10 protein-coding genes and 1 pseudogene are annotated in these 14,667 nt (G+C 69.4%); 3 read left to right on the plus strand and 8 right to left on the minus strand.

Annotation, left to right across the window (positions count from 1 at the left end; all coding sequences use genetic code 11):
• Positions 1-841 (plus strand): annotated as a pseudogene (locus tag V7E09_RS03055) (hypothetical protein); the annotation flags it as partial.
• A gap of 4 nt (positions 842-845) precedes the next feature.
• A complete protein-coding gene (locus V7E09_RS03060; RefSeq protein WP_324510722.1) occupies positions 846-1,811 on the plus strand; it encodes a LacI family DNA-binding transcriptional regulator in 966 nt (321 codons plus the stop codon).
• A gap of 57 nt (positions 1,812-1,868) precedes the next feature.
• Here the strand turns inward: V7E09_RS03060 and V7E09_RS03065 are convergent, their stop codons facing one another.
• From V7E09_RS03065 to V7E09_RS03100, 8 genes are all read right to left on the minus strand, one after another.
• Positions 1,869-2,324, minus strand: coding sequence for a hypothetical protein (locus V7E09_RS03065; RefSeq protein WP_324510723.1), 456 nt, complete (start codon positions 2,322-2,324; stop codon positions 1,869-1,871).
• Positions 2,321-3,721 carry a M48 family metallopeptidase gene (locus V7E09_RS03070; protein WP_324523004.1) on the minus strand — a complete coding sequence of 467 codons (1,401 nt, stop codon included), beginning with the start codon at positions 3,719-3,721 and terminating at the stop codon, positions 2,321-2,323. Before V7E09_RS03070 ends, V7E09_RS03065 begins: the two co-directional genes overlap by 4 nt.
• Positions 3,722-3,834: 113 nt before the next feature.
• The gene (locus tag V7E09_RS03075; protein ID WP_324510725.1) at positions 3,835-4,497 is read right to left on the minus strand and encodes a metal-dependent transcriptional regulator; all 663 of its coding nucleotides are present in this window, start codon (positions 4,495-4,497) and stop codon (positions 3,835-3,837) included.
• Positions 4,497-5,756, minus strand: coding sequence for an Nramp family divalent metal transporter (locus V7E09_RS03080; protein WP_324510726.1), 1,260 nt, complete (start codon positions 5,754-5,756; stop codon positions 4,497-4,499). The genes V7E09_RS03075 and V7E09_RS03080 overlap by 1 nt, the downstream gene beginning before the upstream one ends.
• A gap of 134 nt (positions 5,757-5,890) precedes the next feature.
• A complete protein-coding gene (locus V7E09_RS03085) occupies positions 5,891-7,339 on the minus strand; it encodes an NAD-dependent epimerase/dehydratase family protein (protein WP_324510727.1) in 1,449 nt (482 codons plus the stop codon).
• Entirely contained in the window at positions 7,339-9,582 is a 2,244-nt protein-coding gene (locus V7E09_RS03090; RefSeq protein WP_324523005.1) for a glycoside hydrolase family 3 C-terminal domain-containing protein, read from the minus strand. Before V7E09_RS03090 ends, V7E09_RS03085 begins: the two co-directional genes overlap by 1 nt.
• The gene (locus tag V7E09_RS03095; RefSeq protein WP_324510729.1) at positions 9,579-12,071 is read right to left on the minus strand and encodes an alpha-L-rhamnosidase; all 2,493 of its coding nucleotides are present in this window, start codon (positions 12,069-12,071) and stop codon (positions 9,579-9,581) included. Before V7E09_RS03095 ends, V7E09_RS03090 begins: the two co-directional genes overlap by 4 nt.
• A gap of 19 nt (positions 12,072-12,090) precedes the next feature.
• Positions 12,091-13,365, minus strand: a complete 1,275-nt coding sequence (locus V7E09_RS03100) for an MFS transporter (protein ID WP_324510730.1) — start codon at positions 13,363-13,365, stop codon at positions 12,091-12,093.
• A gap of 230 nt (positions 13,366-13,595) precedes the next feature.
• On the opposite strand from V7E09_RS03100, the gene V7E09_RS03105 reads away from it, so the two are divergent.
• Positions 13,596-14,615 carry a LacI family DNA-binding transcriptional regulator gene (locus V7E09_RS03105; protein ID WP_324510731.1) on the plus strand — a complete coding sequence of 340 codons (1,020 nt, stop codon included), beginning with the start codon at positions 13,596-13,598 and terminating at the stop codon, positions 14,613-14,615.
• The last annotated feature ends 52 nt before the right edge of the window (positions 14,616-14,667 follow it).

Below are 14,667 nucleotides of genomic sequence, written 5' to 3' on the forward strand. Positions count from 1 at the left end.
CGTCGCGAAGGACCGTCGTCACCCCGAGCGGGCCATCGACCCGCCACTGACGGCGCTGCGGTTCACCGGCGCCGACAAGGAGGCGATCGCGACCCTGGTGAGCTATCCGTGCCACCCAGTCGTCCTGGACGCGACGAACACCCTGGTCAGCGCCGACTACGTGCATCCGCTGCGGGTAGGCGTCGAGGAGGCGACCGGGGCGCCGTGCCTGTTCCTGACCGGCGCGGCGGGGGACGTCAACACCGGCCACGCGGCCGCGGCGTCCTTCAGTTCCGCGGCAGCCTCGGGACGGACGTTCGCGCGGGCCGCCGAACTGGGCGGACGCCTGGCCTCCGCGCTGGCGTCGGCCTCCTGGGAGGACCTGGAGACGGCCACCGCCCGCTTCGCCGCCGTGGAGGTCGCGCTGGACTACGCCCCGGTGGACGCCGCGAGCCTGGGTGCCCGCGCCGAGGAGTGGCTGGCGGCGCGGACCTCCGCCGACGACGGCTACCGCGCGGTGCTCGACATCTGGATCGACTGGGCGCGGCACCGACGCCCCGCCGACCAGGCGAGCCCGTGGGCGGGCCGGGTCGGGCTGCTCGACGTGGGCGGGGCCGCGCTGGTGACCGTGCCGGGGGAACCGTTCCTCGCCATCGCCGAGAGCATCGCCGCGGCGCGCCCGCGCGTGATGGTCACCGCCTACAGCGACGGCGTCCCGGGTTACCTCCCGACCCGGGAGGCCTATCCCGAGGGCGGGTACGAGGTGGAGGATGCCTGCATGTACTACGCCATGCCGGGCCCGTTCGCGCGCGGGTCCGCCGAAAGCCTCACAGCGGCGGCCCTGCGCCTGCTGGGGGTGTGATCCGATGCCCGGACGGTCGACCATCCAGGAGGTGGCCCGCGCCGTCGGGGTGTCGGCGTCCACGGTGTCGCGGGCGTTCAACGCGCCCCACCTGCTCAGGGAGGCGACGGTGGCGCGCGTCACCGCGGTCGCCGAGCAGATGGGGTACGTGCCCAACCAGCACGCCCGCGCACTCGTGACCGGCAAGACAGGGATGCTCGGGCTGATCGTTCCCGACATCACCAACCCGTTCTTCCCGCCGCTGGTTCGGGCATCGCAGCGGGCCGCCGAGGAGCGCGGCCTCAACGTGATGGTCGCCGAGAGCAACTCGCTGCCCGGGCGCGAGCGAGCCCACATCGCCTCCCTGGCGCCCCACTGCGAGGGGCTGATCATCGCGTCCTCGCGGCTCACCCCCGAAGAGTTGCGCCGCGTCGCCCAGTCGACCCGGCTGGTGCTGGTGAACAACGACACCGACGGCATCGCCCGGGTGCTGGTGTCCTCCGCGGACGCCCTGGCCGAGGGCGTCCGGCACCTCGCCGGACGCGGCGCGCGGAAGCTCTGCTACGTCGGCGGACCGCATCGGTCCTGGTCGGAGTTCGAGCGCCGCTCCACCCTGGAGCGGGTCGCGGGCGAGCTCGGCCTGCCGACGCAGTACCGGCGCGACGAGTCCGGCAGCTACCACGAGGCGCGGGCCATGGCCGCGGCGGGACCGTTCGGCGCCAGCGCCATCATCGCGTTCGACGATGTGATCGCCTGCGGCATCCTCGATGGGCTGGCCGACCGCGGGGTGGCGATTCCCCGCGACGGCTACCTGCTCGGCTGCGACGACGCCTTGCCGATCCAGACCAACCCGCGGCTGTCGACGATCCGGCTGCGCGGCACGGAGGCGATGATCGAGGCCGTGTCGCTGCTCACGACGGCCCCCGACGGGGTCGTCCCCGAGACGCGGGTCCTGCTGGCCGGCGCGCTGATGCTCCGGGAGACCACCTGACTCGGCTGGGTGCCGGCGACGCGGAGCGGCCCTGGGGCGTGGCAGCAGGGGGTCGCGTCAGGCGGGCTGGGCTGTCGTGACGCGGCCGACGATGAGGCGATCGCCCAGCAGCGTCGGCAACGCATGCTCGGCCCACACGGGGATTTCGCTCATGGGGTCGCGTGAGTGGATGCGGAGTTCGGCTCCGTCGACCAGGGTGAGGGTGAGCCGTCCCCCGGTGAGGGCCAGTCGTGCTGTGACGATGCGCTCCTGCGGGATCCAGGTGGCGGTCGGGTCGGCCCGCAGGTCGGCGAGCCGTTCGGCTTCCTCGTGGACCCTGAGGTGTCGGGCCTGGCCGGTGTCGCCACCGAGGGCGAGGCTGACCCGGGACTCCGTCAGCGGAACCAGGAGCAGGCCGTCGTCGCAGATGAGAAGGTCGAAGGGCGCACGGCCGAGCGCCTTCACGGTGACGGTGGGGATACCGGCCAGCACGGCGGGTTCCCGGGCGGGGCGGCGCAGGTCGCTCGGGCTCACGGGGCGATCCAGCGGCACGCCGGACGCCAGGAGCAGGTCACCAAGCCGGATCGGGTCCTCGGCGAGTTCGCCGACCGGGTAGGGGCTCCCATCCGCGTCCACCAGGGTGATGTCCTGCGCCGCGTCCAGGACGAGGCGGGATCCGGGCACCCGCGACAGCGTTCCTTCGGCGAAGACCGCCAGGGCCGCGTGCGCGGCTTCGCGGGCGGATGCCTCGTCGCCAGGATCGACCAGGTACAGCCCCAGCGCCTCGGGTTCGTCCGAGACGGCGAGGAGCACCGCCGAGACGGTGGTTCGGGCAGGGCCCCATCCTCGTGGAGCGCGAGCAGCAGGCGGTCGCTGCGGTCCCCGAGTGCGGGCAGGCTGGCGGCGACGACCTCGTCCCACGTGGCCAGGGGCCATGCTGCACGCAGCAGTTCCCCTTCCAAGCGGTGGAGCCGCACGCCCGGCCCGCCGATCAGGGCGAGGGCAGGGCGGTCGTCCCGGGGGACGTCGCTGGCGGGCATCGCCTCGAAGGCGGCGATCCGGTCGGCCGTCCGCGGATGGGTGCTGTCCCACCGGGGCCGCTCCTCGGCGAGGAGTTCGGTCACCGCGCGCCCCACGTCCTCGGCTTTGGCGTCCAACGTGTGCCGGACGGCTTCATAGAGGGGGGCGCGGCGGCCTGCGTCCTCGAACAACGAGACCCGCTCCTCCACGACGACGTCCCACACGAGGGACGTCGCCGTCATGGCGCGTGCCGCGTCGGCCGCCGCCTGGGGTCCCGCAGCCCGAGCCGAGTAGCCGTCGGCGCGACGCTCCAGGTCGCGGCTGGTGGCCGCGGTGCACCACACCGCGACTCGGTAGTAGAGGGAGAAGAACCAGCGGATGAGAATGCTGCTGTTGTCGCGCATCGTCTTCACGAAGGTGCGTGCGCGCAGGGTCCGCACGTTGGCGGCTGCCTCGCCTCCGGCGAAGTGCCCCATCTCGTGGGCCAGGACGGCGCGGAGTTCACCCACCGTCAGTGCGGCAAACACGGGAAGGCCGATCAGCAACTCCCGGCGGCCTGCGGCTTGCAGGACCTCCGCGTTGGCGTCGGATACCAGGACGATGCGGTCCGGTGTGGCGGTGGCGGCCTGCTGGGCGAGGTCGTCCACGACGGCCCACAGCTCAGGGTCCGCCTCCCGGGTCAGCGCTGGTCCCGCGGTGGGTTCCATCCTCGCCCGGAGCGCTTGCCGGACGGCGGCGATGACGCCGACCACCACAGGGATGAAGAGCAGTTGCGCCACGATCCTTCCCAGTGCGCCGTGCACGGACGCCGCGAGCACGACGGCGAGGACGACGCCCAGGAGGACGGCGAGGACGACGATCGGGAAGATCAAGACCACGACGAGCTCAAGCCCCGCGCGCAGCTTCTGCATGTCACAAAGTATGGGGCTGCGCAGTCCCGGGCCACGTCCATTCCTCGCAAACTGGCGCCCGCCATCTCGCGGCGAATCCGGCCGCACCGGCGTTGGCGTGCCGGGGACGACGGTCAGGCGAGGACGCCGCGGACGCGGATCGTCTCCGCCTCGGCGGGGGTCAGTCCGAGGGCTTCGCCTGCCGCGCCGACGTAGCGCGGCGGCTGCGTCCGGACGCGAACCACTGCCCCGGGTCGGACCCCGATGCCCTGCAGCCGCGCCAAGACGTCGGAGTCGGCGTCGGAAACCCGAACGACCCGGTGGCTGCCCGGCTCCGCGGCGGCGAGGGACACCACGCCTGCGGGGAGCGACCAGCGGCCGTCGGCGGTGGGGATGGGGTCGCCGTGGGGGTCGGTCGTGGGATGCCCCAGCAGCGCGTCGATGCTGTCGAGGAAGCGCGGAGAGGCGGCGTGTTCGAGGCGTTCGGCGTCGTCGTGGACCTCCTCCCAGCTGTAATGCAGCACCTCGGCGAGGAAGCACTCGATGAGCCGGTGGCGCCGGACCATGGCCAGAGCGAGGGTCTCCCCGAGCGGGGTGAGGGTGACGGGATGATAGGGCTGGTAGTCGACGAGGCCCTGGGCCTGGAGGCGGCGCATGACGTCGGACACGTTGGCCCGGCTGGTGCCGAAGCGTTCTGCGAGACCGGTGGTGGTGATGGGCGGGTCGCCCCACTCGACGGCCGACCAGATCACCTTGAGGTAGTCCTGTGCGACCGGGGAGAGAGCGTCGGCGTCCATCAAGCAAAGCCTCCCAGCGTCAGCACGATCAGTGCAACGTTGAGGGCCACGATGAGAGCGACGACGATCCAGGCGACGATCTGCAGCGCGGGCTTGTTGGTGTAGCGGCCCATGAGGGCACGGTCGCCGCTGAGCTTGACCAGCGGGGCGAGGGCGAACGGGATGCCGAGGCTGAGCACGACCTGGCTGATGACGAGCGCCCAGGTGGGGTTGACGTCGGTGGCGAGGATGACGAGCGCCGGGATGAGGGTGATGGCGCGGCGGGCCAGCATGGGGACGCGTACCTTCAGCAGCCCCGACATGATGGTGGCGCCCGCGTAGCAGCCCACCGAGGTGGAGGCGAGACCGGAGGCGAGCAGCCCGATAGCGAACAGCGTCCCGACCAGCGGCCCGAGCGTGGAGCTGATGGCGGCGTGCGCGCCCTCGATGGAGTCGGTGCCGGTCGCTTCTTGCAGGCTGGCCGCGGCCAGCAACAGCATGGCGATGTTGACCGCGCCCGCCACGATCATGGACGCGGTGACGTCCCAACGGGTGGCGCTGAGCAGCCGCGGCAGTTCGTCGGGCTGGTGTCCGTGGCGGTCGCGGGCGAGCGCGGAGTGGACGTAGATGGCGTGAGGCATGACGGTGGCGCCGAGCATGCTGGCCGCCAGCAGGACGGACTCGCTGCCCTGGAAGCGCGGCAGCAGCCCCTCAGCTGCGGAGCCCCAGGACACGTCGCTGACGAACAGCCCGGCCATGAACCCGATCGTGATGATCAGCAGCAGCCCCATCACGACGAACTCGAAGGGTCGCTGCCCGTGCCGCGACTGCACCGACAGCAGCAGCATCGACACCACCCCGACGATCACGCCGCCCCACAGCAGCGGGATGCCGAACAGGATGTGGAGCGCGATCGCCCCGCCGATGACCTCGGCGAGATCGGTGGCGGCGGCCACCAGTTCGGCCTGCAGCCAGAACGCGATCCGCGGCCCGCGCCGCAGCCGGCCCCCCAGCAGTTCGGGGAGACTCCGGCCGGTGACCAGCCCGGTCTTGGCCGACAGGTACTGCACCAGCAACGCCATGACGTTCGCCCCGACGAGCACCCACACCAGCAGGTACCCGAACCGGGCCCCGGCGGTCAGGTTGGCGGCCACGTTGCCCGGGTCGACGTAGGCGATGGCCGCCACGAACGCGGGCCCCCACAACCAGGTCCGCACGCGGCGCTTGGGCGGGGTCGCCGCGGATGCAGAAGCGCTACGGGTGGAAGACTCGGCCGTCATGAGAGTTAACCTACCTTAACAATGACTCTCGGCAGGCTCGTTTCACGCTCTTGCGCGCTGATCGCGCCAGCCCGTCACGCTCGTTCGACGAGGCCACCGGACGCACGGGCCTGGCCGATGGGCTGCGGCGCCCCTCAGGGTGCACCAACGACCGCCCCCGGCGTCTCGATCTGCGCGAGGTGTTGGTTGGTCTCGGCTTGGAGGGCGTACCCCGCAGCGTCACGCACGCAGTCGGGGCACCAGTGCCCCGCGGTGAGGACCAGGCGCGGGCTTCCCGCGAAGACGTGCCCGAAGGCGCATCGCCAGACGAGGGGCGTGCCCGGCGTGCCCACCGCCGTGCTGAGCAGCTCACCACCGCGGAAGTCAGCGGCGCCGCCGAGATCGTCAGCCGTCCACTCCAACGGGTCCTTCGTCTCGTCGTAGCCGTGATCGAGCAGCCGCGGCATCCGCGAGGGCTCCGGAACGGTGAACGATCTCCAGTCACCAATCGCCTTCCAGGCCTCCCACGAACCGAAGTACGCCGAGATCTCGTCGTCACGATGGTCGCGCACGGCCGCCATCGTGCCGCACGGCCTTCGCGTAAGCGGACGCATGACGAGGTTCTTCACCACCCAACCCGGCACCTTTCCGGCCGAGAGCACCGATGACGGTGCCACCTCGATCGCCCGCTCCAGGGCATCCGTGACACTGTCTCGGCGGAAGGGGATGAGATCGGCAAGGCGGTCGCTGTCGGAGTACCACTGGCCGTGGAAGTTCTTCAGCGCGAACCAGTGGCGGTCGTACCAGTCGCGGATATCGCGCACCCCCATCGCACCCCCCAGCATCGTCTGCAACTGCCAGTTCGTCAGCCGCCACTGCTCGCCACCGCCGATGTTGTAGACACCACCCCAGAACTCGTCAGGGGCGTCGGCGGACGCCACTCCCACGAGCAGCCGAGCGGAGTCATCGGCCGTGACCCACTCCATGACGCCCGTGAACGGCGAGTGAGTCATGATGGGGTCGCGGATCTCGAGCATGCCCGGGTGAAAGATGCCGGTTTGGCGCAGCCAGGCCCACTTTGGCAGGTTCGACTCAATGAGCAACCGCTCGGCGACGATCTTCGTCTGGCCGTACTCGTCAAACTGCGACACCCGCAGCGGGTCGCCCACACGCCCCCAGTGCACGGGTTCCTGCCGGTCTCCGGTCTCAGCAACCGAACCGATGCCGATCACCGCGACGTTCCCCGGTGCGGGCAGTTCCCGCACCGCGCGGATGATGTTCTGCATCGACCCGATGTTCACCCGGCGCGCCAAGTCGGGCCGCTCGTCAGCGAACGGTGAGACGACGGCTCCGACGTGCAGCACGACGTCGACCCCGGCGATCGCCGCTGCCACATCGCCGAAGGAGGTGAGATCACCGCGGACCACCTCAAGGTTCGGCATCCCCGCAAACTCGGCGAGCACGGCGTCGTCGGAGCGGGAGGGCAGCGCGAAGGCGCGCACGCGGATGTCGGGGCGCTCCCGGAACTGGCGCAAGGTGGCGCGTCCCCAGTTGCCGGTCGCTCCGGTGAGCAGGACGGTACGCTCGAAGGTCGTCGCCACCATCACACCACCGGTGCCGGCGTCTTGCTCAACTCGAGCAGTTGCTCCAGCACCTCAACGGGGATGGCTCCGTTGGTGAACACGAGGAACTGCTGCATCGGCATGGACTCGACCATCTTCAGGCCGTCAGGGTTCTGCTCCGCCTGCAACGCCTGCTCTGGGGTCATGGCTGACGCGAGGCCGGCCATCAGCGCGGGGCCGACGACCGGGTGACCAAACCAGTCGCCGACCGTGGACTCCATCGTGAGTTCGCGGACAAGCGAGTCGCCCACGAGTGTGACCGTCTGCTCCGCGAGGACGGTGGACGCGTCGGCACACACCTGCACCGTGTATTCGCCTGCGGCGACGACCCATCCGCCCTGCTCGATGTCCCAGTAGGCGAACGCTCGACGATCCATGCGTAGTTCGACCTGACGCGACTCGCCCGGCTCGAGGGCGACCTTCTCGAACGCGCGGAGTTCGCGCAGGGGTCGGCGGACGGGGCCAGCAGTCGTCGCCACGTAGACCTGCACGACGTGCTTGCCTGCCACCTCACCGCGGTTCGACACCGTCGCGGTCACCGTGACGGTGTCGTCACCCGTCACCACGGCTTCCATGCCATCCGTGCCGAATGTTGTGTAGGACAGTCCGTGACCGAAGGGGTACCGCACCGCCACTCCGGCGGTCGAGTAGTACCGGTAGCCGACGAAGATCCCCTCGCTGTAGCGGACGTGGCCCTGCTCGCCCGGGAAACTCAGCCAACTCGGATTGTCTTCGAGGCGGAGGGGGATCGTCTCGGCAAGGTGTCCCGAAGGGTTCACCACACCGAACAGCACGTCGGCGATCGCACCACCGCCCGCCTGGCCGAGCAACCAGGCCTCGACAATCCCGGCAACCTCGTCATGCCATCCCTCGAGCGAGACGACACCGCCGTTCGAGAGCACCACAACGGTGGGCGTCCCGGTGGCGGCAACCGCTCGGATCAACTCGACCTGCGCGTCCGGCAGGGTCAAGGTGGTGCGGTCAAAGCCCTCGGACTCCTCGCGATCGCTGAGCCCGGCGAACACGACTGCGACATCAGCGGCGCCCGCGGCCGAGACTGCTGCCGCCCCCCAAGCGGGGTCTTCGTCGGCGTCGAGTGAGAAACCGGGCTCCGCGATGACCGTCGAGCCCTGGGCATGTGCAAGCGCGCGGATCTCGTCGAGAGCGACGTCGACGCGCGTGGGGTTGATGTGCGAACTCCCGCCGCCCTGGTAGCGCGGCTGCGTGGCGAACGCCCCGACGACGGCGATCCTCGAGCCCGTGGGCAACGGCAGGACGCCGTCGTTCTTCAGCAGGACGATCGACTCGGCCGCCGCGCGCCGGGCCACGGCATGGTGTCCTTCGACGTCGAGTTGTCCAGTCGCCTCATGCGGGAGCATGGTGAGCTCCAGCACGCGGCGGACGGACGCGTCGACGAGCGCCTCATCGAGTCGGCCCTCACGCACCGCCGCGACGATCTGAGCGTCGGTGCTGCCGTCGCCGCCCGGCATCTCAAGATCCATGCCGGCCCTCACACTGTCGACACGGTCGCTGACGGCCCCCCAATCCGAGACCACGGCACCGCCGAACCCCCAGTCGCCGCGGAGGACGTCGGTCAGTAGCCACGGGTCGCGCGATGCGTAGACGCCGTTGATCTTGTTGTACGAGCACATCACCGTCGAAGGCGCCGCATCGATGACGACGCGCTCGAACGCGGGGAGATAGACCTCGCGCAGCGTGCGCTCGTCGACATCAGCACTGACGCGCATGCGCTCGGTCTCCTGATTGTTGACCGCGAAGTGCTTCACTGACGCACCTGGTCCGGCCGCTTGAAGCCCTGTCACGTGCGCAGCCCCAAGAACCCCCGAGAGGTGCGGGTCCTCCGAGTAGTACTCGAAGTTGCGACCACACAGCGGGGAGCGCTTGATGTTGACACCCGGTCCGAGCACGACGGAGACGCCAAAGGCGACGCCCTCCTCGCCGACCGCGCCACCCACGGTGCGTGCCAGGTCGCGGTCCCAGCTGGAACCAATGGCAACCGCCGGCGGGAAGCAGGTCGACGGCAAGCTGTCGTGGATGCCGAGGTGATCGGCATCGCCAGCTTGGCGACGGATGCCATGCGGCCCATCGGTGAGGACCACCGAGGCGACGCCTGCCTCGGCGATCTCTTTCGTCGACCAGAAGTCACGTCCCGACAGGAGCGAGGCCTTCTGCTCGAGAGTCAGCTGCGAGATATCGATGGTCATGCGGAGGCTCCTTCGGAAACGCGGGCGAGGGCAGCGGCGAGGTCGTCACGGAGGTCGTCTGACGCGCCGGGCACGTATCCGAGCATCGTGTTGACCGTCATGAACGCCGCTTCCGGGGCTGAGCCGTCGAGAGGCACCCCGGGGAAGTGGATGGCGAACGCGTCGGAGAACGCACGCCAGGCGGCGGGATCCTCAGCGATCTCTTTCAGCGTGGAGTCGAGGCCGTAGCTGCTGACGCCTGCGGCCGGGACATCGTAGGTCCAGCGGTGGGCACCTGGTCCGATCTCGTGCCTCTCGGCGTCGGGGTGCAGCGGCAGAAGGACCTCGGCCACGGTGCCATCGGGGACCTTCACGGCGACGGTCATGGTCTGCTGCTGGAGTTCCCACGACACCAACACCTCGCCCGTGCTCACGAGGTGCCGCAACTCCGCCGAAGTGAGACCGCCGCCGATCAGCGGGGCGATCCTTATGCGGGTGTAGCCCGGCTCGAGCGCGGTGAGGCCGCCGATGGTGCGGTGCATCCAGTCGACCACCGCACCAAGAGCGTAGTGGTTGAGCGAGGTCATGCCCGAGGGGTTGACGGTGCCGTCCGGACGCACCGAGTCCCAGCGCTCCCAGATGGTGGTCGCCCCCATGGTGACGGGATACAGGAACGATGGGCATCCCGTTTCCATCAGGAGCAGGTACGCCTCGTTGAGGTGCCCGGTGCTGGAGAGCGCGTCGGTCACGAGAGGAGTGCCGGCGAAGCCCGTCGAGATGCGGTAGCCGGCCTTCGCGACGAGGCGCGCGAGCAGGTCACCCGCGTGGGACCGTTGATCCTCATCGAGGATGCCGAACGCGATGGCGAGTGCGTATCCGGTGACCGTCTCACCAGAGACGCGACCGGTCTCGGTGACGTACTCGCGGCGAAACGCCGCGCTCACTCTCTCGGCGAGGGCGGCGAACTCGGCGCCGTCCTGGTCGCGACCGAGCAGCCTCGCCGTCTCGGCCATCTCGCGGGTGGTCTTGCAGAGGTAGGCAGAGGCGACCAAGTGCCGATCGGTCTTGCCTCCGGCGGGATTGTCGTTCGGGGCAGCGGGGTCGAGCCAGTCGCCGTACTGGAAGCCGGTGCTCCACAGTCCGTCCTCATCGAGGAGACCTGCGACCTGACGGATGAAGGTCGTCATCGACTCGTAGGCCTCGGCGAGGATGCCCGCGTCGCCGTACTCCCGGTACAGCGCCCACGGCAGGCTTACGGCGACGTCACTCCACAGCGCGGTGGGCGACGAGGGCGTGGAGAGCACATCGGGCACAACCCAGGGCACGAAGCCCGCTGCCTTCTGCTCGAGCGCGAGGTCACGCAGCCACGAACCCAACACTCCTCGGACGTCGTAGAGGAACGCCGCCGTGGGGGCGAAGGCGTTGATGTCGCCCGTCCATCCCAGGCGCTCATCGCGCTGCGGACAGTCGGTGGGGACACCAACGAAGTTGTCACGCATCGACCAGACGGCATTGGAATGCAGTTGGTTCAGCAGGGGGTCGGAGGTGCGCAGCCAGCCCGTGCGACGCATGTCGGAGTGGGTGACCACGGCCCGGACATCCGCGGGGCTGATGTCGCCCGGCCACCCGTGCACCTCGACGTAGCGGAATCCGTGGAAGGTGAACCGCGGTTCCCACACCTCCTGGCCCGCACCGCCGGCGATGAAGCGGTCGGTGGCCTTCGCTCCGCGCAGCGTCTCAGTATCGATCTCGCCGGCAACCATGACCTCCGCGTGGCGCAGGGTGATGACGGTGCCTGCCGGGGCGGTCACTGTGAGCCGCACACGGCCCGACAGGTTCTGCCCGAAGTCCACGACAGTCTTGCCGGCCGGGGTCGTGAGGATCCCGACGGGGGCGAGTTCCTCGACGCGACGGATCGGCTCGGCGGGCGAATCGGTGAGGGCGTCGAGCGGCCAGTCCACGATCTCGACGTCTCCCCAGGTCGAGTCGTCGAATCCCGGCGCATCCCACCCCGTCTGCTCGAGTCGGGCGTCGAACGTCTCGCCATCGTAAATGCCGTTGTCCCGGACGCCACCGGTTCCCGCACGGAAGGCCTCGTCGCTGGCGATGACCTCGGTGCGGTCACCGTAGGCAAGGACGAGTTCTGCGTACAGAGCAGGCCGCTGTGCATAGTGGTTGCGCTTGTTCTCCAGCCCAAGACGGCCGAGCGCCCATCCCTCCCCGACGATGGCGCCGAGCACGTTCTCGCCGAGGCGGAGGTCACCGGTGACGTCATACTCGCCCACCACGAGACGGTGTCGGTAGGAGGTCCAGCCGGGGGCCAGAACCTCGTCGCCAATCACGGCGCCGTTGAGGTGAGCCTCGACGACGCCCAGCGCGGTGATGCGCAGCGTCGCCCGGTCAGGCAGTTCGGCCACGTCGAATGAGCGGCGAAGATAGGCGGCTGGCTCTCCCTGTGCGCCTGTGGAGGTGCTGGGCGAAACGAAGCGGCTGCGCTGGTCGATGGTCATGCGGAATCTCCTTAGTGGATCAGCGGACAGAGCGGATGCGGAGAACGACGAGGCCGCCACACACGGTGCAGGCCGCGGCGATGAGGTAAAGCAGCAGATAGTTCTTCTCCCCCGCCGCGCTGACCCCGAGGGCTAGGAACATGGGTGCGACCAGCGGCGCGACAGCCTGAGGGATCGAGGTGGCGAAACCGATGATGCTCATGAAGCGTCCGGCGTCCGTGCCGCGTTCCGGCAGCACATCGAGCAGCAGTGCCTGGTCGATAGCGGAGAACATGCCGATGCCCAACGACCCGAGGAGGGATCCGACCACCAGCATGGGGAGGTCGCCGGCGAAGGCCATCACCACCGCGCCTGCGCCGAAGATCAAACCCGACGAAAGGACGAAGACGCGCCGGCGGCGCAACCGGTCGGACAGGAATCCTCCGCCGAGCGCACCCAGCGTGACCGCGAAGATCCCGCCCAGCGAGAGGATCGCGATCGTCCCAGCGACCTCCGTCACCGAGACCCCGAGCCGCGAGGCGAAGAAGAATGCGGTGAACGTCGTGTTGAGGGTGAGCCCGAAGTAGAAGAAGAATCGACCCAGCCAGTTCCAGGCGTAATCGGGGTACTGGCGAGGGTCGAAGATGAGCTTGCTCAAGAACGTGCGGATACTCAGGTCCTCGGGGAACTCCATGCCGCGCGAGTCGTCCTCATGCACAAACAGCACGAACAGCGAGACCAGAACCACGCCGACGGCACCGGGCACGAGGAACAGCAACAGGTTGTCGGCGGCCAGGATCCCGGCGATCCCGACCCCGATCACCGGGGCGATCTGGGTGGCGAACCCCGTCAGCCCCGCCACCCGGCCTCGCTGGCTCTCGGGGAGTCGGTCTGCGGTGGAGATCTGGAGGTTGCTGAGCACCTGCCCCCACCCGAGTTGGGCGAGAACCCACCCTGCGCCCAACACGATCACGTTGGGTGCTGTTGCCATCACGATCAGTGAGATGACCCCGAGAGCCATACCGCCGATCATGAACGGCCGCCGACGACCGATACGGCTGCGAGTCCGATCGCTCGCGATGCCGAGGAAGGGCCCCGCAAGCATGACGGCGAGCGCGCCGGCACCGGTGATGTACCCCAGGTACTCGTCCCGGCCAGGGGCAAGCTGGCTGAGCTTGATAGCGAGTGAGATCGCAAGCGGCGTGATGAAGGCCACGAACACGCCGAACTGCGCCAGAACCATCAACCAGATGTAGCGGCGTCCGACCTGCGTTTCGGGCGCCTCGACCTCCGCGCTCAGCAGACTGTCTGTCACGACCGGGGGCCTCGGTACCGGTTGCGGCAGCGGGGGGGCGGACGTTGGGTCTTGATCGGAGGGTGCGTTCATCGTTGAGACTCCTTTGTCAGGTGGAATGCAGGCACGCCATGAAACGATTCAGAATGCGATCGCCGCTAACTTGCGCGCGCAAGTGGGAGGCTACCAACGGCAACTTGCGCGCGCAAGTGCTACCGTCGAACCACTAGCGAACACAGAGAGGTGGCACCATGACGCCCCCCCGTCGCGCCACGGCGGCCGATGTGGCACGCTCGGTCGGCGTCTCACGTGCCACCGTCGGATACGTCCTCAACGACACTCCCGGCCAGACCATCTCCGCCACAACACGCGACAAAGTGATCGAGACCGCGCGCACGCTCGGCTACCGGCCCCGGGCCGCCGCGCAGGCACTGGCGACCGGGCGCACACACCTGGTCCTTCTGGTGTTACCGGATTGGCCCCAGGATTACAGCGTGCGACGCTACATCGAGGAAGCCACCCTCGTGCTTGACGAGGGAGGCTACACACTCGTCACCTGGGCCCCACACACCACGGGAAAGACGCGGCCACTGTGGCAGCAACTTGATCCCGATGTCGTCGTCGGCTTCGCACCCTTCTCCGAGTCCGATGTGGCATCGATGCGTCAGCACGGGATCCGTGCCATCTTCCCCGACGCAAGCGACACCCTGGCATCCGCCGACACCGCCGAGCAGGCCGGAACCCATGGCCCAGTGCTCCAGGTGGAGCACCTCCACGAGCTTGGCCATCGCCGCATCGCGATCGCGTCGACGTCCGACCCACGCCTGGCCGTGCTTGCGCAGCAGCGCGCCGATGTCGCCGCCCGCACCGCGGCTGCCTGCGGGATGGTCTGCTTGTCCTCGTGCGACGTCGATCGCCCCGATCTCGACAGGGCGAGCCTGGTCTCCGATTGGGTCGCTGACGGCGTGACCGGCGTCGTCGCCTACAACGACGAGATTGCTGCCCTCGTCGTCGGGGCGGCACTCACCGCGGGGCTGCGCATCCCCGAGCAACTCTCCGTCGTCGGCCACGACGACTCTCCCCTTGCGTCGCTCTTCGTTCCTTCGCTGACCAGCGTCCGCCTCGACGGCGCAGCGCTCGGGCGCCTGATCGCCGACCTGATCCTGGCCAAGCTCGACGGGCGCCGCCTCACCCGGGTCCCGACGGGCGCCTTCGAGACGCTCATCCCGCGCCATTCGACGAGCCGAACGGGATTGCTCCGCGACCGGTAGATACACCCCTCCAAGGGATTGGCCTGTTGACCTCCCCGAGAGGTCGACCAGC

This window comes from Propioniciclava sp. (genome assembly GCF_036744435.1).
GTDB lineage: Bacteria > Actinomycetota > Actinomycetes > Propionibacteriales > Propionibacteriaceae > Propioniciclava.

What these genes read in the sequence shown, in the direction of transcription:
- V7E09_RS03060 (WP_324510722.1), top strand. Translation starts at nt 846, where the DNA reads ATGCCCGGACGGTCGACCATCCAGGAGGTGGCCCGCGCCGTCGGGGTG.
- V7E09_RS03070 (WP_324523004.1), bottom strand. Translation starts at nt 3,721, where the DNA reads ATGCAGAAGCTGCGCGCGGGGCTTGAGCTCGTCGTGGTCTTGATCTTC.
- V7E09_RS03075 (WP_324510725.1), bottom strand. Translation starts at nt 4,497, where the DNA reads ATGGACGCCGACGCTCTCTCCCCGGTCGCACAGGACTACCTCAAGGTG.
- V7E09_RS03080 (WP_324510726.1), bottom strand. Translation starts at nt 5,756, where the DNA reads ATGACGGCCGAGTCTTCCACCCGTAGCGCTTCTGCATCCGCGGCGACC.
- V7E09_RS03085 (WP_324510727.1), bottom strand. Translation starts at nt 7,339, where the DNA reads ATGGTGGCGACGACCTTCGAGCGTACCGTCCTGCTCACCGGAGCGACC.
- V7E09_RS03090 (WP_324523005.1), bottom strand. Translation starts at nt 9,582, where the DNA reads ATGACCATCGATATCTCGCAGCTGACTCTCGAGCAGAAGGCCTCGCTC.
- V7E09_RS03095 (WP_324510729.1), bottom strand. Translation starts at nt 12,071, where the DNA reads ATGACCATCGACCAGCGCAGCCGCTTCGTTTCGCCCAGCACCTCCACA.
- V7E09_RS03105 (WP_324510731.1), top strand. Translation starts at nt 13,596, where the DNA reads ATGACGCCCCCCCGTCGCGCCACGGCGGCCGATGTGGCACGCTCGGTC.